This is a genomic window from Stutzerimonas stutzeri (assembly GCF_000935215.1).
Taxonomy (GTDB): domain Bacteria; phylum Pseudomonadota; class Gammaproteobacteria; order Pseudomonadales; family Pseudomonadaceae; genus Stutzerimonas.
Genome location: NZ_JXXD01000052.1, coordinates 21,662 through 43,883, shown reverse-complemented (window position 1 = coordinate 43,883; position 22,222 = coordinate 21,662). Strand labels below are relative to the sequence as shown.

Genomic DNA, 22,222 nt, shown 5'->3' with positions numbered 1-22,222 from the left:
TTAGCCTCTGGTCCGCATGGCGGGCACCGAATTCGCGTCGGCAACGGTCTGATAAGTCTGCATCTTGCGGGCGATCTGGCTGATCTTGCGCGCGTACTGCGGGTCGGTGGCGTAGCCGGCCTTCTGCAGCTCCTTGACGAAGCGCTCCGAATCGCCGGTATTGCTCGCCACCTGAATGGCGGTCCGATAACGGTCGTTGTTTTCCAGCAGGCTGACGAAATCGTCGAAGCTCTGCTCGAACGAATCGTAGGCGCGGAAGCCCGCTCTCTCGCGGGTTGCCGTACCGTTGACGTACTCGGTGGTCATCACGGTGGCCGACGCCCCTTTCCAGCCGGTGGCCTTGATGCCGAACAGGTTGTGGCTGTTGCTGCCGTCCTTTTGACGGATCATGGATTTACCCCAGCCGGTCTCCAGGGCAGCTTGTGCGACCAGGAAACGCGGTTCGATACCCAGTCGTTCGGCCGCCTTTTCTGCCATGGGCAGCATGGTGGCGATGAACTCCTCGGACGAATTGAATCGCGTCTTGCTCGGCGCGTTGGGCGCACTTTTCTCGACACCGTTGACGACCAACGGCTTGTCCTTGGGGGGAACGAACGCCGTGGCAGGCTTCCAATCGAGGTCGACCAAAGGCTGGACGCCTTCTGCGGCAGGTTTCTGCGCAGTCGCCGACACATCTGCCACTTGCCGCTCGATCGCCCGGCCTGGCAACGCCAGGCGACGCTGATTGAGCAATCGGGAATCATCTCGTGCGGACTCGACAGCCGCGGCCGGTTTACTCGGCCAGGCGGCGCCTTCGGTCTGCGCAACCTGGGCAAAGGGATTGTTGCGTGTCGCGGTTTCGGTCTGCTTGCTCAACTGGCGCACCAGTACGTCTGCCAGGCCGATGCCACCGCCCTCCTTCGAAAGGCTGACAGACAGCTGCTGGTCATACATATCCTGGTACTGCTTGCTGGCCTGACTGTTCAGCGGATTGTCCTTGGCCAGCACCTCGGTTGCCGAACGCATCGACTTGAGCATTTCGTTGAGAAACAACGACTCGAACTCCTGCGCAACCTTGCGCACGTTCTCCTCACCGTCCCGATCCTTGCCAACCTTGAGCTGGCTGAGGCGATTGAGGTCGGTGTAGCTGCCACTGTCGAGGCCGCGCGCTCCGCTTCCGAGACGATTTTCCATATCCCTGCCCTTAGATCACGATCAGGTCGGCTTGCAGTGCGCCAGCCTGCTTCAGTGCTTCGAGAATGGCCATCAGGTCGCTGGGCGCAGCGCCCACCTGATTCACCGCCCGGACGATCTCATCCAGCGTGGTACCCGGGCCGAACTTGAACATCGGCTTGGCTTCCTGCTCGGCTTTCACCTTGCTGTTGGGCACGACGACGGTCTGACCATCCGAGAAGGGTTCCGGCTGGCTCACCTGTGGATCTTCGGTAATGGTGACGGTCAGGCTGCCGTGGGTAACAGCTGCAGGCTGTACCCGCACGTTCTGGCCGATCACGATCGTGCCGGTACGCGAGTTGATGATGACCTTGGCCACGGCCTGGCCAACCTCTACGTCGAGATTTTCCAGAATCGACAGGTAGTCCACGCGCTGACTCGGATCCAGCGGCGCGGTCACGCTGATCGAACCGCCATCCAGCGCCTGCGCTACACCCGGGCCGAGCAGGTCGTTGATCTGGTCGACGATGTTCTTGGCCGTGGTGAAGTCCGGACGATTGAGATTCAGCGTCAGTGTATTGCCCTGATTGAAGCCGCTCGGCACCGGCCGTTCGACCGTCGCGCCACCCGGGATCCGGCCAGCCGACGGCGAATTGACGGTGATCCGCGAGCCATCGGCGCCACCGGCATCGAAGCCTCCTACCACTAGGTTGCCCTGGGCGATGGCGTAGACGTTGCCGTCGATACCCTTCAGCGGCGCCATCAACAGGCTGCCGCCACGCAGGCTCTTGGCGTTACCGATAGACGAGACGGTGATGTCGATGGTCTGTCCCGGCTTGGCAAAGGGTGGCAGTTCGGCATGAATCGACACCGCCGCGACGTTCTTCAGCTGAATGTTGCCACCGGCCGGCACCTTGATGCCGAACTGGGCCAGCATGTTGTTGAAGGTCTGCACGGTGAACGGCGTCTGGGTGGTCTGGTCACCGCTACCGTTCAAGCCGACAACCAGGCCGTAGCCGATCAGCTGGTTACTACGAACACCATGGATGGTCGCGACATCCTTCAGACGCTCGGCCTGTGCGCCAGCACAGAGCGTGAGCAAACCCGCGAGCAGAAGCAGTTTTTTCCACATGACATCAGCTCCGGTCAGAAGGGCCACATCGGGCTCATGAAGAATCGGTCTAGCCAGCCAGGCTGGCTCGCATCGGCAAAGGCGCCGGTGCCCGAATAGGTAATGCGTGCATCGGCAATACGGGTAGACGGGACCGTGTTGTCGGTAGAGATATCGTCTGCGCGAACCAGACCCGCAATGCGCACCAGTTCGTCGCCGGTATTGAGCGTCATCCACTTCTCGCCACGCACGGCGAGGATGCCGTTGGGCAGCACTTCGGAGACGGTCACGGTGATCGAACCGGACAGGCTGTTGCTCTGTCCGGCCTGTCCGGAACCGGAAGTATCTCGTGACGCGTCGTACTCGGCGCCCAGACTCATCGAGTTGCCGGTCAACGGATTGGCCATCGAGACGGCTCCGCCGAACAGCGAGCCAAGCCCGATGTTGGCGCTGCTGTCCTTGGAAATGCTGGAACTGGCGTTCTTGCTGGCCTGGGTGCGCTCGGCGAGGGTAATGGTGATGATGTCGCCGACCCGGTAGGCCTTGCGGTCGTCGTAGAGATAGTTCTCGAAACCTGCCTGATAGATCGCGCCGTTGTTCTGCGCAGCCGGCAGCGGCGTACGCGGCAGCACCGGCGCGTAGTACGGATCGTTCGGCTTCGGCGCGGGAGCGACGCACCCGGCCAGCACGAAGGCGGACGACAGCGAGACAACAATCAACAAGCGGCTCATAGACACCTCAAGCTCTGACAGGCCATCGAAACGACTGCGGGCGCGGCTCATGCCTGCCCGTATACAGCGGCGAACGCCCGATCAGAGCTGCTGCGTGACGAACGACAGCATCTGGTCGGCGGTGGAAATGACCTTGGAATTCATCTCGTAGGCGCGCTGGGTGGTGATCATGTTCACCAGTTCCTCGACGACGCTGACGTTGGAGTTTTCCAGGGTGTTCTGCAATACGGTGCCCAGGCCGTTCAGGCCCGGGGTGCTGACCTGCGGCGCGCCGCTGGCAGCGGTTTCCAGGAACAGGTTGCTGCCCATGGCCTGCAGGCCGGCCGGGTTGATGAAGTCGGCGGTCTGGATATTGCCGATGATCTGCGGCTGGGCATTGCCCAGGGTGGTGACCGACACGGTGCCGTCTTCGCCGACGGTGAAGGTCTGGGTTTCCGGCGGTACGACGATGGCCGGCTCCAGCGCATAGCCATTGGAGGTGACTAGCTGGCCGTCGGAATCCAGGTGGAAGCTGCCGTCACGGGTATAGGACACCGTGCCATCGGGCAGCAGCACCTGGAAGAAGCCGCGACCGTTGATGGCCATGTCCAGGGGCTGCTCGGTGGTCTGCAGGCTGCCGGCGGTGAAGATCTTCTGGGTGCCGGTCACGCGCACACCGGTACCCAGCTGCAGGCCGGACGGCAGTTCGCTGTCCTGGCTGGACTGGCCGCCGGGCTGGCGGCGGATCTGGTACAGCAGATCCTGGAACTCGGCGCGATCGCGCTTGAAACCGGTGGTGGATACGTTGGCCAGGTTGTTGGAAATGGTCGTCAGGTTCATGTCCTGGGCGGACAAACCGGTCTTGCTGACCCAAAGTGCTGGAAGCATGTGCGTTCTCCTCGTGCGCCGGCCGGGCGCTACGCGCGGGTGTTAGCTGAGTTGCAGTACGCGAGCCATGGCAGCCGCGTCGTCTTCGGCGGTGCGCATCATCTTCACGTGCAGTTCGAACTGGCGGGACAGCGCCAGCATGGACGTCATCTCGGCAACGGCATTGACGTTGCTCGCCTCGAGAAACCCGGAGGTGACCCGTACGTTGGCATCCGCCTCGAGTGGCTGCCCATCCTTCATGCGGATCAGGCCGTCGATGCCTTTCTCCAGCTGCTGCGGATCGGGATTGACCAGCTTGAGCCGGTCCACGGTGACCACGATGTTCGGGTCTTCGCCCAGGGCACGGATGCTGATGGTGCCGTCCTGGCCGATGTCCACCTTTTCCTCCGGCGGAATGGCGATCGGCCCACCGTTGCCGAGCACCGGCATGCCATCTGCCGTGCGTAGCATGCCCAGCGCGTCGATGTTCAGGCTGCCGGTGCGCACGTAAGCCTCGCTGCCGTCCGGAGCCTGCACGGCGATCCAGCCCTGGCCTTCGATGGCGACATCCAGATCACGGCCGGTTTCCTGCAGCGCGCCAGCGGTGAAATCGGTACCCGGGCGCTCCGACATGGCGTAGACGCGGGCCGGATAGCTGTCGCCGAACACCTGCATCGAACGCGCCTGCTCGAAGTCCCGGCGAAAGCCGGTGGTGGAAATGTTCGCCAGATTGTTGGCGTGCGCCTGCTGGGCCCGCGCGTTCTGGCTGGCACCGGTCATGGCGACGTAGAGCATCTTGTCCATCGAAATCTCCGAGACGCGAGATTGACGCTTGCGATTGTGTTGATGACGAAAATGCAAGGCGCGTGCCACAGACCCAGCCGGAGTCCAAGGCACTGAAATGAAACGGTTTCCTGGAAAAGAAGAAGGCCCTGACGGGCCTTCTTTCAAGAGAGCGGCGGAATACTGCCGTCAGCGGCAACGCGCATTGCCGCTCATGCTCAGCGCAGGTTGATGATGGTCTGGGTGATCGCGCTTTCGGTTTCGATGGTCTTGGCGTTGGCCTGATAGTTGCGTTGGGCGACGATCAGGTTGACCAGTTGGTCCGACAGTTCGACGTTGGAATCCTCCAGCGCTCCAGCCTGCAGCGCGCCCAGGGTGCCGGAACCCGGCGTGCCGACCACCGGCTCGCCCGACTCGAACGACTGCACCCACTGCGTCTTGCCTACCGGCGTCAGCCCCTGCACGTTGGCGAAGTTGGCGAGGATGATCTGCCCCTGCACCTTGGACTGACCGTTGGTGTAACGCGCAAAGACCACACCGCTATCGTCGATTTCCAGGCTCGCCAGCTCGCCGGTGGTGTAGCCGTCCTGGGCCACGCTGTTGACCGCGAAGGAACTGGCGAACTGGGATGATTTGGAGAAATCGAACACAATCCCGTCCGGGTTGGCCAGTGCGCCATTGGGCGACCATGTCGCGGGCGTACCGCCATCGGAGATCGCCGGCACCCATCCGTTCGGATTGGTCGCACTGGCGCTGTTCAGGGTCACCTTGAGATCAGGCCCGACGCTGAAGGGACCAGATTCCGGATTCGCGATACCAGTCAGGACTCCGGACGTGTTGAAAGACAGCCCCATCACGTAGGGCTGCGGTGGCTCCTGCGCGGGATCGGCAGGATTGCGTCCATCGATCAGCACCTTCATGTCCCAGGAGTTGGCACCAGTCTTGACGAAATACTGCGTCAGGACGTGGGCGTTACCCTGCGAGTCGTAGATGTTCAGCGAGGTGGAACTGTTGTAGGTGGTCGGGTCGGCCGGATTGAAGGTGGCGTTGGCCGCCGCACGCGCGGCGCTCAGCACCGCCGCATCGCTGGCGGCCAGATCCCCGGCGGCGGAGGCGGCGGCCTCGGCAAGCGGGGTCGCGAAGGCGGTTGCCGCTGCAATCTCTTCGGCGGTCGGGTTGGCAGGATCGGCAACGCCATTGGCCGGGTCTGCGTAATAGGCAACCTTCTGCGTAGCGAGAGTGCTGTTATACGCAGGTGTGTAGGCCGACTGGTAGGCATCGTCGACGATGGCATCATAGGCCGACTGCCAGGTAACCGGCGACTTCAGTGTCGAGTTCAGGGTGAATGCCGTATTGATCGTGCTGGTCGCCTTCGGCTCCTGGTTGGTGGTCTGGATTTGCAGATTGCCCACCACGCCGTTCTGCAGGTTGCCGTTGCCGTCCACCGGAAAGCCCTGCAGCTTGTAGCTGAAGTTATCGACCAGGAAGCCTTCGCGGTCGGTGCCGAAGTAACCGGCGCGGGTATAGCTCACGGCACCGTTGTTGCTGACCTGGAAGAAACCGTTGCCGTTGATCGCCAGGTCCAGCGCATTCTGCGTGTAGTTGATGTTGCCCTGGTTGAACTGCTGGGAAATGTTGGACATCAGCACGCCGCTGCCCTGCGGGTTCTTGCCGGTCCCCAGCACGGACGCCGCGTAGACGTCGGAAAACTCTGCCCGCGACTGCTTGAAGCCTACGGTGCCGGCGTTGGCGATGTTGTTGCCGGTTACGTTGAGATCCTTGCTCGCGGCGCGCAGGCCGCTGAGACCGATATTGAACGACATGAATGCTCCTTCGCCGGAACTGCCGGCAGTTGCGGCTGATGGTTACTGGCCGATGACCTGAACACTGGAAAGCGGAACGCTGCCGAGCCCGGCAAGATTGAGCAGCAGCTCGCTGCCGCCCAGGGTCACGCTGTCGACGTTCGCCGGCAGCAGGGTGTAGAGGCCCTTGGTTTCGCTGTCGTAGGTGGCCTGCGCCTCGAACTTGTAGGTTCCAGGCGGCAAGGTATTGCCGCTGGAATCCTTGCCATCCCACATGAAGGAGATGTTGCCGGCTTCCTGCTGGCCCAGGTTGACCCGGCTGACCACCGCCCCGGTGTCGTCGTAGACGTTGACGTAGACGTTGTTGCTGCTCACCGGCAGTACCAGGCTGGCCTTGAAGGTCTCGCTGGTATCCACTACCGCCTTGTCGGTCGGCACGACCACCTTGCGCCCGACCAGCGAGGAGGCCTGCAGCGCCTGCGAGGACTGGTAGCCGGAGAGAATGGTTTCCATGCTGGTGTTCAGCTTCTCGACGCCTTCCACCGTGCTGAACTGGGCCAGCTGGGCGATGAATTCGCCGTTTTCCTGCGGTTCCAGCGGATTCTGGTTGTTCAACTGGGCTACCAGCAGCTCGAGGAACTCGTTCTTGCCAAGATCGTTGCCCTTGACCTCGCGCTTCTCGCCGAACTGATATTGATCGAGTATCGAGCTGGTGCCGCCGACGCCGCTTGTAGTGCTCATGCGTATGCTCTCGTAGGAATTACTGACCCAGCGTCAGGACTTTCTGCAACATGGTCTTGGCCGTGTTCATCAGCTCGGCGTTGGTCTGGAACGCGCGGCTGGCGGAGATCATGTCGGCCATCTCCTCCACCACGTTGACGTTCGGGTAGTAGACGTAACCCTTCTCGTCGGCAGCGGGATGATTGGGCTCGTAACGCGCCTGCAGCTCGCTCTGGTCCTCGACCACCCCGAGCACCTGCACGCCCGCGCCGGCCTGGTCCTGCTCGGCGAACAGCGACTCGTTGGGCTGGCCGCCGGCCTGCTGGAACACGGTAGCGAACACCGGATGCCGAGCGCGGTAAGTCTGATCGACGCTAGATGAAACGGTTTCGGCGTTCGCGATGTTGCTGGATATAGTGTTCAGACGGGTGCTCTGGGCACTCATGCCACTACCGGCAATGTTAAAGACGCTGCTTAGAGACATGGGAAACTCCTTTACTCGCCGCGCAGGGCACTGATCAGCCCTTTGAACTTGCTATTGAGCAGGGTGAAGCTCGCCTGAAAGTCAACGGCGTTCTTCGCGTAGTTGGATTGCTCGATCTGCAGATCGACAGTGTTCTGATCAAGCGAGGGATGCGCGGGAGTGCGGAAGCGCAAGGAGGCATCGGCAATCTCCAACCCCTCGGCGGCAATATGCTTGTCACTGGTCCGCGTTACCCCGAACCCACCCTGGCTGCGAGCGGACTGCTCGGCAAGCACGCTGCTGAAGTCCAGATCGCGGGCCTTGTAGTTAGGCGTGTCGGCGTTGGCGATATTGTTCGCCAGCACTTCGGCGCGCTGCGAGCGAAAACCGAGTGCCTTCTCGTGTAAACCCAGTGCCTTATCGAAACTGATGCTCATGATCTGGCCCTCTGCCGGATACAAGTCTGCTTACGCAAACACCAGCAAAGCTCATGCCACTGAACGCAAATCATTGATTTTATTAGACTAACCAGAGAACACTCGGTTAGAAGGCGTCAAAAGCGGCAAGGCTTTACCGCTTTTTTGCTGCACCCGCCATGCTGCATGACAGTTTTCTGCCGCCGGCGTCATGCCGGCTATTTCGCCTTGTAGATGATTCCCGGACTGCACTGGACCATCTGATACAGCTCAGGCAGGCCGTTGAGCGCTTCGGAGGCGCCAAGAAACAGATAGCCGCCTGGGCGCAACGTCGCATGAATGCGCTTGAGAATGTCCTTCTTCACATCGGCGGAAAAGTAGATCAGCACGTTACGGCAGAACACGATGTCGAACTTGCCCAGCGCGGCATAGCTGTCGAGCAGATTCTGCACCCTGAACTCGACCCGCGAACGGATCGCGGGCTTTACCGCCCACCGCCCTGGTGCCTTGACATCGAAGTAGCGCTGCAGGCGGTCACTGGACAGGCCGCGAGCAATTGCCAGACTGTCGTATTCTGCCGCCTTGCACGCCGCAAGCATCGCGCCGGACAGCTCGGTAGCCACGATCTGCACCCCGGTTTTCGCCTGACTGGGATTGCTGCGCTCGTACTCATCGATGGACATCGACAGAGAGTACGGCTCCTGCCCGGACGAGCATGCCGCCGACCAGATCCGCAGACGCTGCCCCGCACCAGTCTTGAGCATCTCTGGCAGCACACGACTCTTGAGCACTTCGAACGGGTAGGTGTCACGAAACCAGAGCGTTTCGTTGGTCGTCATAGCATCGACGACTAATTCCCGAAGCCCGCTACGTGGCTGTGCCTGAATCTTCCGGACCAGATCGCCCAGCGTCTTGATGCCTTGTTGTTCCATCAGCTTGTTCAGCCGACTGGACACCAGATACTGCTTGTTACTGCCCAGCAGAATGCCGCACGTCTTTTCAAGAAACACCCGGAACTGCTCAAAATCCAGATCGACTGACACCAATCAAAGCCTCACCATCATGAGAGAGGAACTAGCCTCAGTTTGCATCCGCCTGCCTGATCCGCTCAGCCACTCGGGCAGCGAGATCATCAGGCTGGAACTTGGCGAGGAAGTCATCCGCCCCCGCCCGTTTCACCATGTTCTGGTTGAACACGCCGGAAAGGGAAGTATGCAGGAGTATATGCATACCTTGCATGCGCGGATCGTGCCGCACCTCGGTAGTCAGGGTATAGCCATCCATTTCCGGCATTTCAATATCGGAAATCATCATCAGAAATTCTTCAGCCGGTTTCTTGCCCTCGTCAGCCATTCGCTTCAGATAATTGAGAGCCTCCCGTCCATCATTCAGCTTGACGACCTCGATACCGATATTTTCCAGGCAACGAGCAATCTGCTTACGCGCCACAGACGAGTCGTCGACGATGAGCACGCGACACGAAAGCGCCCTGGCACGGGTATCGTCATCGACCACATCAGCTGACACCTCTTCGGAGGTCGGCGCAACTTCTGCCAGCACCTTTTCCACATCGATGATCTCCACCAGCTTGTTGTCGATGTGAGTTACGGCCGTCAGGTAATGATCGCGTCCTGCACCCTTTGGCGGAGGCAGGATCGCTTCCCAGTTCAGATTGACGATCCTTTCAACCGAGCTCACCAGGAAACCCAGCGTTCTGTTGTTGTACTCGGTGATGACAGCGAAAGAATTCTGCAAATCCATCAGCGCCGACTTGCCCGTGGCGAGCGACAGATCGAGGATAGGCAGGGTGCTGCCGCGAATGCTCGCAACGCCCCGTACCACCCGGCCGCATTTGGGCATCACGGTCAGGCGCGGGCACTGCAACACTTCGCGCACCTTGAACACGTTGATGCCATATAGCTGCTCGCCTTCGAGACGAAAAAGCAGCAGCTCCAAACGGTTTTGCCCCACCAACTGGGTACGCTGGTTAACCGAATCCAATACACCGGCCATGCCAGTCTTCCTCTCTGCTTGCAGATTATTGGGGCCGAGGACGCGGCACGCCCCTTGCTTTGGTTGGGATATGAACGTCCAAATGACCATTTTCCGGCGCGGCCGGCTACCGTACAGAAACGTGCTGCTATCAATGCTGTGCGTGTTTTCTCAGTTCACCCATGCGTCAACCTTGTCACATCCTCAGCAGCTTATCGACGTGACCGAGCAGTTTCTTGAGCAGACAGTAAGCGAGTATTTAAGCCGCAGCGCTATCGATGCACGCTACGAGGTCGAAGTAGCCAGGCTGGACCCTCGTTTGCGCTTGAATCAATGCGATCAAACTCTCACGACCAGCCTTGGCAGCACCGCTATCCCTGTAGGACGTGTGAGCGTACGGGTAAGTTGCGAAGGCAGCAGCCCATGGTCGGTATTCATCCCTAGCCACGTCCGCCTTTATCGTCAGGTCCTTGTCGCCAGCAGATCACTTCTGCGCGGCACAGTATTGACCGATGCCGACGTGAGCCTTGCCGAGCGGGACGTGTCCATCCTTACTCAGGGATACCTGACAAGACACGACGAGGCGCTGGGTAACAAGCTGACGCGGCCGGCTCAGCCAGATCAGGTCATCACGCCTAATCAGCTGGAAATGGCGAAGGTAGTACGCAAAGGTGACCAGGTGGTCATCACGGCCAGGTCGGGCTCGATAAGCGTACGCATGCCCGGCGAGGCGATGGCCGATGGCGTTACGGGCAAACAGATCCCGGTCAAGAACCAACGTTCCGGCCGCACTATCAAGGCCCGAGTGACTGGCCCAGGCCAGGTTGAAGTGGCAATGTAGCATGTCCGCATGCCGCAGTTTCCCAGTGTGTTCGCTGGAAAAAAAGGCTAAAGTTTCCTCCATTGTTGCCGAACACATGGCAAGCGTCCTGATTCCTTCGAGGTTTGCATCATGGTCATCGACTTCAATCGGCCCAACAGTCCACTGAACGCCCCTAACGGGCGCAGCGGCGTACAAGGCAACGAGCGTACTGCCGGCACCCAGCAAGGGCCTGCTAGCGAAGCGCCTAAAACCGACAGCGTCAACTCCAACACTAGCGACACCGTTCAACTGAGCCCTGAAGCCCAGCGCCTGCAGCACGCGGCTGACAAATTGAACGAGCAGCCCGCAGTGGACCAGGAGCGCGTTGAGAAGCTGAAACAGGCGATCGCTGATGGCTCCTACCAGGTTGATAGCCAACGCGTCGCATCCAAGCTGCTCGCGTTCGAGACCCAGCGCTGAACCTGAGCCGACACATACACGCGAGCAAGCCCAGAGCACGAAATGCAAGATACAGCCCTGCTTGAGCAGCTAACCGATGATATCGGCATCGCACGCCAGCTCCTTGAACTCATCGATCAAGAGTTCACCGCACTGGGTGAACGCAATCTGGCGGAGCTAGAGGCGATATTAGCGAAGAAGCAGCCGTTACTGGCACTGCTTGGACAGCATGGCACTCAGCGCAGCCAGTGGCTTGCGGGATTACAGCTGACGCCTGATCGCGCCGGACTTGAAGCGGCCGCAAATAGATCGAAGGACGGTGCGCTTATCCTTGAGCGAGCGCTATTGCTGGAGACAGAGCTTGAGCGCTGCCGTAGCGCCAATGAAAGAAATGGCCGTCTCATCCGAGCCAATCAAAGCGCCCTCGGCGGAATGCTGCACATTCTCCAAGGCAAGGACGATACACCCGGCCTGTATGACAATCGTGGCGGTTCCGCCAAGAACAAGCCGCAACGGCCTCTGAGCCAAGCCTGAACGATAGACCGCCACAAGGACGCAACGCGATGGTGACTACAATGCGCCGGAGAGCATCGACCCGTGTCTAGCTTATTCCTCGGCGATGAAGGCCCGCAGCCTCCCAAGGAACTGACGGCGCCACTCGAGATTTACGCCAATCTGCGTCCCCTTCTGGACAACAACACCCCCCTCACGCTTCGCTTCCATGAGCGCAACCAGCGCTACCAGAGTTTTCTGGTTGAAATGAACCGTGAAACCGGCTGGATAGCGCTCGACGAATTGATCCCCAATGACGGCGAGAGACTGCTATTGCAAGGCGAGCCGATTCATATCGAAGGATTCTACGAAGGCGCACGACTCTCCTGGACGAGCAACCAACAGGTTCATACCGGCGAAATTGATGGCGCTCGCTGCTATTGGATCCCAACCCCGACAACGCTCACTTACCATCAGCGCCGCAATGCTTATCGCGCACAGCTGAAAGAGATCGCCGTCGCTGCGCAGCTCGGCGGCTCAACAGTAAGAAAAGCCCTGGAAGGCAGGCTGCTCGATATATCGGCTACTGGCTGCAAGCTGAGCGTAAAGGGCGACCAACAGGCCATCCTTCAAACGGGACAGGTCTACGAGATGATCGCGAAGCTGCCAATTGGCGCGATCCAGACGGAAGTCGAGCTTCGTCACGTGACCATTGATGAAAAGTCTGGAACTTCGATCTGCGGGCTGCGCTTTCATCGCCTTAGCGGACTGACGCAACGTCAGATTGAAAAGCTCGTGTACCAGCTTCAACGCGACGCACGCCGCGACAATTCCGCCTCACCGTTCGGCTAACGCGCCGCGCAGCGCGCCTTGCCAGACCACCGCTCAGCTCAAGGCTTGTCGCGGAAAAGCGGCACAGCCGAGTCACAAGCCTTGCTATCTGAACGTGATCGCTGTGCGAAATCTTATGGCGTCCCAGGCGAGGTTCGAACTCACAACCTTCCCCTTAGGAGCGGGAAGTTACGTTGTTTCATGGAATTTCTGCCAATCATCATCGATAACCCAAATAACTGATTTATAAGTGATTTTTTTCGAAAATTGCTTAAGCTCGTTTCATGCCATACCCTAACTTCCCGTGCGAAACGGGGAAGGAACGGGGAAAAGATATGGCTAAACGACTCACGGCGATGGAAGCACACGCCGTTAAAACCCGCCTATCGGAACCAGTAGGGTCTAAGGGCATGGGGTCGCTGTTGCTGGAGCGCAAGGCTTCAGGCGCGATAATGGCTTTTTATCGTGAGCGCACCCCATCAACGGACAGGCGCCTTCAAATCGGCATTCTTTCCAAGCAGCCGGCGCCAGGCTCTGCCGAAATGACCTTGCAGGATATCCGCGCGGAAGCATTGCGAATCGCAACCGAGGCGGCGAGCGTCGGCGGCCTTGCGGCATACCTACAGAGGCAGGCTGAAGACGCCGCACAGGCTGAAATTGATCGCGCCAAGAAGAAACGCGAGCAGGAAGAGGCAGCGAAACGCGGTACTTTTGGCGAAATGCTAGCGAGCTATTGCGACCACCTTGAAGCAGCCGGTAAGGCCAGCGCAAAAAAGGTTCGTTCGCTGTTCAAAGTGAACGTGCTGGAGTTTCGGCCGGACTTGGCGGCCCGCTATGCAGATGAAATAACGCCCGAAGATATCGCAGACCTGCTCAACGCCGTATTGCTGAGGCGCCCTAAGGGTCGAGGCATAGGAAACAAAGCCGCCGCCCCCTCGACCAACATGCGCAGCACGACAGATGAGCTGCGCCGCTACATCCGAACCGCCTTCAAATATGCTGCGGCTGCACACTTGGCAGTCGGCCGTACCGGCTCTGACAAACGTTTCCGCATTACGACGAACCCCGCTGCCATCATTGCACCGATTGAAGACGCGAGCGGAGGTAATACCGAATCGATGCAGCCTGCAGAATTAGGCAGCCTGCTCCGCTACCTAGATACTCTGCATGCGCGAGACGCAAGAAAGGCAGCAATCGCCAAGGCTCTAATTTACCTCGGCGGGCAGCGAATCAGGCAGCTACTAGCCGTTGGCTGGGAACATATGACGGACCATACGCTGACGCTTCTTGACCTGAAAGGCCGAAAGGTTGAAGCCTGGGAACACTTGCTTCCGATAACACCGCAAATTAAGGCGATCCTGGCGCCGCTTACTGCAGACCGCATTGGACCTGGCCCTTTTTGCCTGAAAGAGGGAGTAACCGCTAATCGGGATACGATCGCCCGAGTCTTCACCGACGCAAGCAAAGCACTAGTTAAGACCGGCGAAACAACACCGTTTAGTTGGCAGCGCGTGCGGGCAACATGCGAGACCCTACTAGCAGCAAACGGTGTTTCCAGCGAAACACGAGCCTGGCTGCTGTCACACGGCCGGAGTGGAGTTCAAGCAAAGCACTACGACAGGAACAGCTATCTACCGGAGAAAACCGAGGCACTGCTGCTGTGGGGAAATTACCTGGACACCCTCAAGGGGAACGATGCGCACGAGGCCATCACGATTCGCAAACGTAGGAAAATCGAACGTTAGAAATGTAAAGATTACGTAAAGATTCGATAACTACGGATAACCGCTAATAACTGTGAATAACGTGGAGCAACGTTAGTTAATTTCGTTAAAAATCAGCTAGTTGCCGTCATTTTCGGTGCTGGATACAGTGAAACAACAAAGCCCGCACAGGGCGGGCTTTGAAGTGGTGCGGAAGGCGTTGGCGCGCTCTCCGCTCCGTATCTGAACAGCGCCGAGGCGACGTCAGAGCGTTGGGACGCCTGATAATGCTGCGCGATTGCCCGTCATGGTGCAAGTGCTATGCAGCCCCTCGGTCTCGAATGAGACCATCCAAATGCAAAACCGAATCCTCTCTGAAAAAACCGTTTGCCAGCAGCTTGGCGTTAGCCGCGTCACCCTTTGGCGCTGGGAGAATGCCGGTCACATGCCGCGTCGCCGCCAGATCGGTCCGCGCCGCGTTGGCTGGCTCGAATCTGAACTTGAAGCCTGGCTGACCTCTCGCCCTGTTACCGGCGAGGGCTGAATCATGTCTGCCCATTCGAACCGGCGCATCGCCGGTCGCGGGAGACGTGCGCCCGCGAGACTACAACCGATGCTGCAGCGTTACGCCGACTTAGTAATCGCACCACTGCAGACACGCTGGCTGCAGCCTGGCCAGCAGCTAGACGCACAACGACTTGCGGCAGCTCAAGAAGTCATTTGCGCAGCCGTTGCGATGGGACGTCCAGCGTTCGCGCTCAACCTGGCGCGGATGGCTGGCAGCGCACCTCAAGAACTGCCATTCGTATTCACTGAGTTGGACGCCTGGCGGCTGGCAGTAGACGCGCAGCATTGCGCCGCGAAAAACCGATGGGTGGCGGCATGACCCCTAGCAAATTTGCGCTTTGGGTCGCCAATCGCTTCCCGAGTCCAGCTGATGCGCTAGCCGAATATTTCGACGACGCGGTGATGGCGGCAGCTAGCGTCGGTGCGCAGCTGGAATATCTACCCATCTTGGATAACACGTGGCATTACTTGCCTAACCTAAAAGGCTCGGACCAGCAGAAGCACTCCTATCGTGGCGAGTATGTTACCGATGCCGATGGAACAACCTGGCCTGCCGTAACGTTTACCGGCTTAGGCAAGGATTCGGTTTTCTGGAAAGCGCGCGATTTGGCGTATCAGCAATGGCAGGCAGATCGCGCCGAGACTCCCCATAGCCCCGACCGCACCGCCGAATATCAAGCCCGAGCCGCTGAGCTGAGGGCAGCCAGCGAGGCCGGTAAGATATTGGCGGAAGCGCAACGCAAAGCCGGTCACGAGGCAGCCGCTGAGGCTGTGGCAACAGCCTGGGCCGATGCCGAGCCATGCTCGGAACATCCATACCTGACCAGCAAGCGCGTACAAGCACACGGATTGCGCAAGGCCCGCGCTGACATGCGGGCACACCTTTGGAACAACGAAAAGCGCGAATGGCAGAACGTCTTTGCTGTTCGGAAAGGTGATCTGCTAGTGCCGATGGTGGATAGCGCCGGCAAGCTATGGAACGTCCAGCGTATCGACGCCGACGGCAGAAAGCGCTTCGTTATGGGTGGTCGCAAGAAAGGCACCTTCCACCGCATCGAGGGCACGGCACAGGCCTGGATTGCAGAGGGTTACGCTACGGCAGCCACCGTTCATGCAGCGACCGGCGCTTCCGTTGTCGTGGCATTCGATGCAGGCAACTTGGCCGAGGTAGCGCGACAGCTGCCCGATCAGGTCAGCGCAGTTGCTGCCGACAACGATGCAAACGGCGCCGGTCGCAAGGGGGCCGAAGCTACCGGCCTGCCATGTGCCATGCCGCCGACCGTCGGCGACGACTGGAACGACTATGCGGCGCGTCGCAGTGTGGATGAAGTTGGCCAGCTGCTAAGCACAGCCCTAGCGCCAGTTCCGGCAAGCCACAATGCGCCGTCACTGTTCGATCAAGTAAGCGATGTTCACCAGCTGCCGCCTGTCCCCCTGATGACCTGGCCGCACACGTCAAGCAACGGCCAACCACTAAATACCATTCCTAACTTGGAACACCTACTGGCGAACTATGGGTTCACCGTTCGTTACGACGTGATCCGAAAGGACCTGGTTATTCGCTATCCAGGGCAATGCGGCACAGTGGACAACCAGCGCAGCAAGGCTGTTGACACCGTTCTGAGCCTGGCTGCTCTTAACCGCCTCCCTAAGTCGGACACTCCGTCGTTTCTGCTCAGCATCGGGGATGACAACGCCTTCAATCCGGTTATGGACTTTATCCAATCCAAGCCATGGGACGGCCAATCCCGCTTTGCTGAGCTACTGGACACCATCCAAACGCGCCCTGGTTATGACCGCGACCTGCTAGCGATCCTGCTACGCCGCTGGCTGGTCTCCGCAGTTGCAGCAGCTGCCAAGCCGTTTGGCTTCTGGTCTAAAGGCGTACTGGTTTTTCAGGGAGACCAATCAATCGGTAAAACCGCCTGGATTCGCGCCTTGGTGCCTGACGAGCTGCGCGACCTGGTGAAAATCGACGCCACTATCAATCCTGACAACAAAGACAGCATCATCAGCGCCGTTTCGCATTGGCTGGTGGAGCTGGGCGAGCTGGACGGCACTCTACGCAAAGCGGACATTGCCCGCCTGAAAGGCTTTATCAGCCAGGACGTGGACCAGTTCCGTCGCCCCTACGGACGCACCGAAGAAAAATTCCAACGGCGAACCGTATTTTTCGCCAGTGTGAACCCTGAGCAGTTCTTAGCCGACGACACAGGGAATGTGCGGTGGTGGACTGTTCCGGTGGTGAGCGTCAACTACCAGCACGGCATCGACATGCAGCAGCTGTGGGCTGAAGTCTTTTCCTGGTATCAGGCCGGTGAACGCTGGTGGCTGGATCGAGGCGAGGAAGCTCAATTGGAAGGAGTCAACGCCGAGCACCAGCAGACTGACCCGGTCCAGGAATTGATTCAATCCCGATACGGCTCCGCGCCGGCTGATGCTATCCGACGCCCAATGACCGCGACCGATATTCTGCTGGAAATTGGTTTCGACCGACCAACCCAGCGGCAGAAGAACGATGCTGGCCAAGCCCTTCGCCAATTGTTCGGGACACCGAGACGCACTAAATCGGGCCTTTTCTTCGACGTGCCTGTATTGGTCGCAGGCAGACCCTGTTGAATAGCTGGGACCCGCACCCCAAACCCCGCAACGCGGGGTTTTTTATGTCTAAAAAGGTGAACGAGCAGAGACGTTCACCAGACGTTCACCTAGACGTTCACCCACCTGTAAACCGCATGGTTACTGGATTTGAGGGCAAAAAGGTGAACGAGTGAACGTCTTTTCCCTTAAAAGAAGAAAGGGGGCGTCTATCAGCCCAAATAGACGCCTACCTATTTATATGCAAAAAAGACGTTCATCGTTCACCCCGAAACTGCTCAAAGCCACGCGGCACTAGGGCTGCAGATGGGTGAACGACTTGGTGAACGTCATTGCTAGTCGTTCACCCAACCTAGTTGCTGATGATCCATTCAAGCGCGTATTTCCCAAGCGCTTTGACTGAGTCGAACGTTAGCTCTATCCCTTTATCCCGAGCCGTCGTCTTGATTCGCTCCCACACCGCCTGACTTCGAATCGTCTCAAGCAAATCGTGGCCTTCCCACGTAAGCGCTTGAGCGATTATCGAATCTCCGTCCAAGCTCGAAGCATCAACACCTTGAATGAAGTCAGCCCGCCAGAGAAGCATTGCATGAGCGGCTTTTGTCGGGTCTTCGTCGTCGTACTGGATGGCCTCATAAGTTCCAGGCGTCAATGCTTCAACTTCTATCAGCACTTCACGAATCACATCCCAGTCGCGCTTCATAGCTACATCCTTGATTGATAAAGACCCACGCAGCGTATGGCGCACTCACAAGCTGAGCAATAGTGCCTTGGTTGAGCGGGGCGCGACTGTCGGAACAACTGACTGTCTTGGGGGATGCGTGGCGCACATTATCGCCCCTGATTAGCCTGGGAAACTTCGTGGGTCCTTCCTGGCGGGTGTCCCATGCGGGGGCAGCAGCACCGCGATAACGCATATCTCCGAGGCATCAAAAATTACCTACCAAACTTCCTAGCACGCCACTGACGTGCCTTGGAAAAACTCCGGGAGGAACCAAATTTAGCGACTGCTCAGAATGGTGCCACTTGCTACCAATACTGAGGCTTCTCCCCAATGAACCAACTTCGCCAGCTAATCGAATCCGCCAAGCATCAACTCGGCTATCACGAAATTTACGACGGCAACGGCGCAACCCGCGCCGCCATCCCGAAGGCAGCCGCCAGCGTCGCCCGCGTCTCGCTGCGTGATCTGACCATGCCTTCCCTGGTCGGCACTGCCGGCAATGCGATTGCCAGGCTGCCTGGTACTACCCAGGCCGGCGCAAAAACCACCTTCAGCGGCGCAGTGATCGAGCAAAGCCGCATCGCTCAGGCCGGCGCTACAGTCTTCGTCGTTCCAGCCGCACCGGAGCCGATCCAAGGTGGCGGCCTGTCGGGTGACATCGCGTTGCGCAGCCGCCTGGCCAGCTTCACCACGGTCGAGGCCGCAAAGTTCGCCATCCTGGCCGACGGTGCCGACGTGCCGAATAGCGCGGTGCCCGTCTACCGCTCCGTGGCTGAGTTCGAGCCGGAAACGGCGCCCACCTACTCGTTCAGCTGCACTCTGTCGCGCCGCGAGTTGAAAGACTTCGAAGGCACCGGCCAGCTTCCTGAAGCCGTCCTGGCCGCCATGGGGCTCGGTTTGGCGCGTGCTGCCGATGTTTGCCTGCTGGCTGCCATCGTCGCCACCACTCCAGCAACCTTCACCCTGGCGGCTGCTGCTGCCCGTGGCCTGAAGTTCGGCGAGCTGGCCGCCCTGGTGGGCACTGATGCCGATGGTGCGGCTGTCGGCGCCGATGGCGTTCTGCGCGTCGCTGGCGTGCCCGCCGAGCTGACCGACACCACCGCCGCCACCATTGTGGGCGCCTTCAACCGCGCTGCCGTTGCAGTTGGCGAGGAAATCAGCCTGGTAGCCAAGCGGACCAATCTCGACGGCTCCATGGAGCTGACCGCCCATGCCAATCTGATTGCGTTGCTGCCCGACGACAGCGCGTTTTTCTCGGTGGCTTGAAGTGATTTTCAAGCGAGAGCAGGACGGCGAGGCGGTTAGTTCCGCCCTGCCATCTGAAGTTCTGGCAGCCCTGGACGGCGCGGCAATCTACGCCCGCCAGCCCGGCGAGGATGGCGCACCGCGTGTCATCGTTCAGCCTGTGGGCTTCGGCGGTTTCATCTACGACCGCACCGCCGCTGCTGACTTCGTTGCAGCGGCCTTCCCCGAACTGAACGATGCTCAAGCCAGCCGCGCTACGCGCTATATCGGAAGCCTGGTCGGCGGCTATTTGCGCCAGGCTGAACACGACATGGCAGAGCCCCGCCGCAATTGGGCGACCAACTGGTGAAAGACAATGAAAGAAGCGAAGAACGACTCCCAACGAAAAATCTGTATACGCGCCACCCCTGCAATCATCGCTGCTATTGCGGCTGAACGCGCCCGAGCTGAGAAAGTTGGTGGTTATGCACCCAGCGCGACCAGAGTTGCGCAGCGGGCAATAGAAAAGGGTCTTGGCGTAGACCACGACTGACTGAACACACCGGCCTGGCGCGGCGCTTCCTCGACGAGGCGTCAGGCTGGCAGCACCGGGTTTGACCGCGCCCCCGGCTGTGGAAATGCGCGGCCCTATTTCTCGGAGCCGGCGCCTGTACGGGCCGGCCTTTTTAGAGCCGACAATATGAACACCGACGAAACCCTGGCCGAGCTACTGGAACTGCAAACCCAGCTTGAGAACGAAGCCAATCGCCTGCTTCACGCAGCGCACGGCACCAAGCAGATTATCAAGCGTCAGCCCCTGGACGCGGCATTGCCTGAGCTGCTGCGCAACGCTCGCCGCACCGCCGACGAAGCCAAGACCACCGCCACACGCTTGGCCAGTGCCCTGACGCGCCATGCCGACGCGGAGCACGCCCGCGAAATGGCCAGCCGGCCGCGCTGGCGCCCATCCAAGCACTGCAGCCCTGGCGAACGTGCGCGTGCTCGCATGGCCAAGCGCGGCTGCCTGATTGGCACGATGGACGGCGGCTTATGAACATGTACGGGCAGCTGGCCAACACCATCGCACTGGCAAGGCGCATCGAAGACGATTGGCGCCTACCGACCAGGGCGCGCGACCGTGGAAAGTCGATCCGCATTATGTGCGAAGCGCTCAAGTCTGCGGCGTTCGCGTTGCGTGATTACGACCTGGCCCCCCTGGAGCCAACCCCTCAGAGGCCAAGCGAATGACCGCTGAGCTTACGAGCCTCGAAGTGACTGATGCCGAGTTGGGCGCCCTGGCTGGCGTGTCGGCTCGCCGCATCCGGCAACTGGCCGAACAAGGCACGCTAACGCGCTGCCGGCCTGGCCGCTTCCTGCTGGGCGAAGCCTTCGCGGCGCTGATCGAGGAAGCCAGCGGGCAAGGTTCCGAACTTAACCGGCAGCGCACTCGGAAGACCCGAGCCGATGCCGACCGTGCCGAACTTGAGCTAGCCAAGGCACGCGGAGAAGTCGCGCCAATCGCAGAAATGGAATCTGTCTGGCAGCAAGCCTGTGGCGTAATTCGCGCAAACATGCTGCAGGTGCCGCGTCGCGTTGTTTCCAGCCTCATCGGCGAAACCGACGAAGCAAGGTTTAAACAGGTCCTAACCGACGAAATTACCCTAGCCCTGGCCACTGCTGCCGAGGCTGATTTTACGCCTGAGGATGATCCCACCGATGAAGACTGACCGCTTAACGCAAGCAACCGAGAATGCGGCCGTTTTCCTGCTGCCGCCCTACGAATCGGAGACCGAACGCGGCGATGCTTTGGACGGCGCTGTCGAGCTGATGCGGCAGGCCATTGAACATGCGGTGCGCGCCGGCCGCGATGATCTGGCTTTCAAGCTGCTGGACCTGGTGCACGAAGTGGAACGCCGCGATGGCCGCTAAGGGCATGGTAGGCCGACGTGTGGAAGTGTCCGAGCTGACGGAGGAAGAAAGCTGGGACCATTGCGTAGCCTACCTGATCGGCCCGAAGCTGGTTGGCGTTGATTCTGGCACTCGGAAGCGGAACGCCATGGAGCTGGCTGCCGCTGCGTTGCGTGCCGCTGGTGAACACGACCTGGCCACGGAATTATTGGCCTGAAGGGGAAACGGGGAAGGAACGGGGAAAATATCAGTAAACCGAGAGAGCAAGAGATATGCAAAGTCTTGCAAGGTACTGATTTTACTGGCGTCCCAGGCGAGGTTCGAACTCACAACCTTCCCCTTAGGAGGGGGATGCTCTATCCAATTGAGCTACTGGGACATCACGCGGCGGGCATGGTAACGAGCCAAGCATGATTTGTCATGCGCATCGTAGACCTGACGCCATGCAGCCTCCTACAGCCGAATACGCCTCTCACACTCAGCAATGCAAATTGCATGACCACTATCAGTCATCCGTGCAAAGCGCAAGCAATACTCGCCCCAACACAAAGCCAACTTATTGATCTATAAGAGTTTTTATCCAGATAAACTTTGGCACAGCTACTGCAATAGCTAGGCAAAGTTAACGTGACGCGAAGGATAACGCTCATGATCAAGTCGGCTTTTCTTCTTGCTACAGGCTTTACATTTGCCGCCCTGACAGCCTCGCAGCTGCCATCCGCCGAACCGCAGCAACAGCGATACGAGCCCTCTTCCCAGTTCTCCATTCAGCGCACGAGCAATTTGGAACACGCACAGATCACCACCCTCAACTCAGGCGAGGCGAGCGTGCTCACTCAACCGCAACGCTGGGTGTTCTAAGGGATTCAGTTGAGCGCGGATGGTTCCGCAAAAGGAG

General features: G+C 59.5%; 27 protein-coding genes and 1 tRNA gene. 15 read left to right on the top strand and 13 right to left on the bottom strand.

Features of this window, described 5'->3' with window-relative positions; all coding sequences use genetic code 11:
- The 11 genes from flgJ to LO50_RS07330 all read right to left on the bottom strand — a co-directional run bounded on the left by flgJ (position 1) and on the right by LO50_RS07330 (position 10,037).
- The gene (gene flgJ / locus LO50_RS07380; protein WP_044314577.1) at positions 1 to 1,173 is read right to left on the bottom strand and encodes a flagellar assembly peptidoglycan hydrolase FlgJ; all 1,173 of its coding nucleotides are present in this window, start codon (positions 1,171 to 1,173) and stop codon (positions 1 to 3) included.
- A 10-nt stretch (positions 1,174 to 1,183) separates the two neighbouring features.
- Positions 1,184 to 2,284, bottom strand: coding sequence for a flagellar basal body P-ring protein FlgI (locus tag LO50_RS07375; RefSeq protein WP_003301287.1), 1,101 nt, complete (start codon positions 2,282 to 2,284; stop codon positions 1,184 to 1,186).
- 14 nt (positions 2,285 to 2,298) lie between these two features.
- Positions 2,299 to 2,994: a flagellar basal body L-ring protein FlgH gene (gene flgH / locus LO50_RS07370; RefSeq protein ID WP_044314576.1), complete on the bottom strand. Its 696-nt coding sequence runs from the start codon at positions 2,992 to 2,994 to the stop codon at positions 2,299 to 2,301.
- Positions 2,995 to 3,075: 81 nt separating this feature from the next.
- Entirely contained in the window at positions 3,076 to 3,861 is a 786-nt protein-coding gene (gene flgG / locus LO50_RS07365) for a flagellar basal-body rod protein FlgG (RefSeq protein WP_044314575.1), read from the bottom strand.
- Between the two features lie 42 nt (positions 3,862 to 3,903).
- Entirely contained in the window at positions 3,904 to 4,644 is a 741-nt protein-coding gene (flgF, locus tag LO50_RS07360) for a flagellar basal-body rod protein FlgF (RefSeq protein ID WP_044314574.1), read from the bottom strand.
- Positions 4,645 to 4,841: 197 nt separating this feature from the next.
- Entirely contained in the window at positions 4,842 to 6,446 is a 1,605-nt protein-coding gene (locus LO50_RS07355; RefSeq protein WP_044314573.1) for a flagellar hook protein FlgE, read from the bottom strand.
- Between the two features lie 42 nt (positions 6,447 to 6,488).
- Complete coding sequence (flgD, locus tag LO50_RS07350) at positions 6,489 to 7,166, bottom strand: flagellar hook assembly protein FlgD (RefSeq protein ID WP_044314572.1); 678 nt, start codon at positions 7,164 to 7,166, stop codon at positions 6,489 to 6,491.
- A gap of 19 nt (positions 7,167 to 7,185) precedes the next feature.
- The gene (gene flgC / locus LO50_RS07345; protein WP_044314571.1) at positions 7,186 to 7,629 is read right to left on the bottom strand and encodes a flagellar basal body rod protein FlgC; all 444 of its coding nucleotides are present in this window, start codon (positions 7,627 to 7,629) and stop codon (positions 7,186 to 7,188) included.
- 11 nt (positions 7,630 to 7,640) lie between these two features.
- Positions 7,641 to 8,045 (bottom strand): flagellar basal body rod protein FlgB, encoded by a 405-nt coding sequence (flgB, locus tag LO50_RS07340; protein WP_014819770.1) that lies wholly within the window; start codon positions 8,043 to 8,045, stop codon positions 7,641 to 7,643.
- A gap of 197 nt (positions 8,046 to 8,242) precedes the next feature.
- Positions 8,243 to 9,070: a protein-glutamate O-methyltransferase CheR gene (gene cheR / locus LO50_RS07335; protein WP_014819769.1), complete on the bottom strand. Its 828-nt coding sequence runs from the start codon at positions 9,068 to 9,070 to the stop codon at positions 8,243 to 8,245.
- Between the two features lie 34 nt (positions 9,071 to 9,104).
- Positions 9,105 to 10,037: a chemotaxis protein CheV gene (locus LO50_RS07330; RefSeq protein WP_014819768.1), complete on the bottom strand. Its 933-nt coding sequence runs from the start codon at positions 10,035 to 10,037 to the stop codon at positions 9,105 to 9,107.
- An 82-nt stretch (positions 10,038 to 10,119) separates the two neighbouring features.
- Here LO50_RS07330 and flgA point away from each other — a divergent pair, with 82 nt between their 5' ends.
- The 7 genes from flgA (at position 10,120) to LO50_RS07290 (ending at position 17,489) form a co-directional block, all read left to right on the top strand.
- Positions 10,120 to 10,857 carry a flagellar basal body P-ring formation chaperone FlgA gene (flgA, locus tag LO50_RS07325; RefSeq protein ID WP_044314570.1) on the top strand — a complete coding sequence of 246 codons (738 nt, stop codon included), beginning with the start codon at positions 10,120 to 10,122 and terminating at the stop codon, positions 10,855 to 10,857.
- A 111-nt stretch (positions 10,858 to 10,968) separates the two neighbouring features.
- Complete coding sequence (flgM, locus tag LO50_RS07320; protein ID WP_014819766.1) at positions 10,969 to 11,298, top strand: flagellar biosynthesis anti-sigma factor FlgM; 330 nt, start codon at positions 10,969 to 10,971, stop codon at positions 11,296 to 11,298.
- Positions 11,299 to 11,340: 42 nt separating this feature from the next.
- A complete protein-coding gene (locus tag LO50_RS07315) occupies positions 11,341 to 11,811 on the top strand; it encodes a flagella synthesis protein FlgN (RefSeq protein WP_044314569.1) in 471 nt (156 codons plus the stop codon).
- A 63-nt stretch (positions 11,812 to 11,874) separates the two neighbouring features.
- Positions 11,875 to 12,621 (top strand): flagellar brake protein, encoded by a 747-nt coding sequence (locus LO50_RS07310; RefSeq protein WP_044314568.1) that lies wholly within the window; start codon positions 11,875 to 11,877, stop codon positions 12,619 to 12,621.
- Between the two features lie 314 nt (positions 12,622 to 12,935).
- A complete protein-coding gene (locus tag LO50_RS07305; protein ID WP_044314567.1) occupies positions 12,936 to 14,345 on the top strand; it encodes a tyrosine-type recombinase/integrase in 1,410 nt (469 codons plus the stop codon).
- Between the two features lie 313 nt (positions 14,346 to 14,658).
- Positions 14,659 to 14,847, top strand: a complete 189-nt coding sequence (locus LO50_RS07300; RefSeq protein ID WP_044314566.1) for a helix-turn-helix transcriptional regulator — start codon at positions 14,659 to 14,661, stop codon at positions 14,845 to 14,847.
- A 338-nt stretch (positions 14,848 to 15,185) separates the two neighbouring features.
- Complete coding sequence (locus LO50_RS07290; RefSeq protein WP_044314590.1) at positions 15,186 to 17,489, top strand: VapE domain-containing protein; 2,304 nt, start codon at positions 15,186 to 15,188, stop codon at positions 17,487 to 17,489.
- A 331-nt stretch (positions 17,490 to 17,820) separates the two neighbouring features.
- Here the strand turns inward: LO50_RS07290 and LO50_RS07285 are convergent, their stop codons facing one another.
- Positions 17,821 to 18,171 carry a DUF2513 domain-containing protein gene (locus LO50_RS07285; RefSeq protein WP_044314564.1) on the bottom strand — a complete coding sequence of 117 codons (351 nt, stop codon included), beginning with the start codon at positions 18,169 to 18,171 and terminating at the stop codon, positions 17,821 to 17,823.
- A 351-nt stretch (positions 18,172 to 18,522) separates the two neighbouring features.
- Between LO50_RS07285 and LO50_RS07280 the strand changes: the two genes are divergently transcribed.
- The 7 genes from LO50_RS07280 (at position 18,523) to LO50_RS07250 (ending at position 21,541) form a co-directional block, all read left to right on the top strand.
- A complete protein-coding gene (locus tag LO50_RS07280; RefSeq protein ID WP_052816808.1) occupies positions 18,523 to 19,458 on the top strand; it encodes a hypothetical protein in 936 nt (311 codons plus the stop codon).
- 1 nt (position 19,459) lies between these two features.
- Positions 19,460 to 19,786 (top strand): hypothetical protein, encoded by a 327-nt coding sequence (locus LO50_RS07275; RefSeq protein WP_052816807.1) that lies wholly within the window; start codon positions 19,460 to 19,462, stop codon positions 19,784 to 19,786.
- A gap of 6 nt (positions 19,787 to 19,792) precedes the next feature.
- Entirely contained in the window at positions 19,793 to 19,969 is a 177-nt protein-coding gene (locus LO50_RS24895) for a hypothetical protein (protein ID WP_161794480.1), read from the top strand.
- A gap of 147 nt (positions 19,970 to 20,116) precedes the next feature.
- Positions 20,117 to 20,470 carry a hypothetical protein gene (locus LO50_RS07270; protein ID WP_044314563.1) on the top strand — a complete coding sequence of 118 codons (354 nt, stop codon included), beginning with the start codon at positions 20,117 to 20,119 and terminating at the stop codon, positions 20,468 to 20,470.
- Between the two features lie 190 nt (positions 20,471 to 20,660).
- Positions 20,661 to 21,143 carry a terminase small subunit gene (locus LO50_RS07260; RefSeq protein ID WP_052816806.1) on the top strand — a complete coding sequence of 161 codons (483 nt, stop codon included), beginning with the start codon at positions 20,661 to 20,663 and terminating at the stop codon, positions 21,141 to 21,143.
- Positions 21,133 to 21,345, top strand: a complete 213-nt coding sequence (locus tag LO50_RS07255) for a hypothetical protein (protein ID WP_044314561.1) — start codon at positions 21,133 to 21,135, stop codon at positions 21,343 to 21,345. Before LO50_RS07260 ends, LO50_RS07255 begins: the two co-directional genes overlap by 11 nt.
- Positions 21,335 to 21,541 (top strand): hypothetical protein, encoded by a 207-nt coding sequence (locus LO50_RS07250; protein WP_044314560.1) that lies wholly within the window; start codon positions 21,335 to 21,337, stop codon positions 21,539 to 21,541. The genes LO50_RS07255 and LO50_RS07250 overlap by 11 nt, the downstream gene beginning before the upstream one ends.
- An 85-nt stretch (positions 21,542 to 21,626) precedes the next feature.
- Here the strand turns inward: LO50_RS07250 and LO50_RS07245 are convergent.
- A tRNA-Arg gene (locus LO50_RS07245) sits at positions 21,627 to 21,703 on the bottom strand.
- Between the two features lie 269 nt (positions 21,704 to 21,972).
- On the opposite strand from LO50_RS07245, the gene LO50_RS07240 reads away from it, so the two are divergent.
- Positions 21,973 to 22,185 carry a hypothetical protein gene (locus tag LO50_RS07240; protein WP_044314559.1) on the top strand — a complete coding sequence of 71 codons (213 nt, stop codon included), beginning with the start codon at positions 21,973 to 21,975 and terminating at the stop codon, positions 22,183 to 22,185.
- Positions 22,186 to 22,222 lie beyond the last annotated feature (37 nt).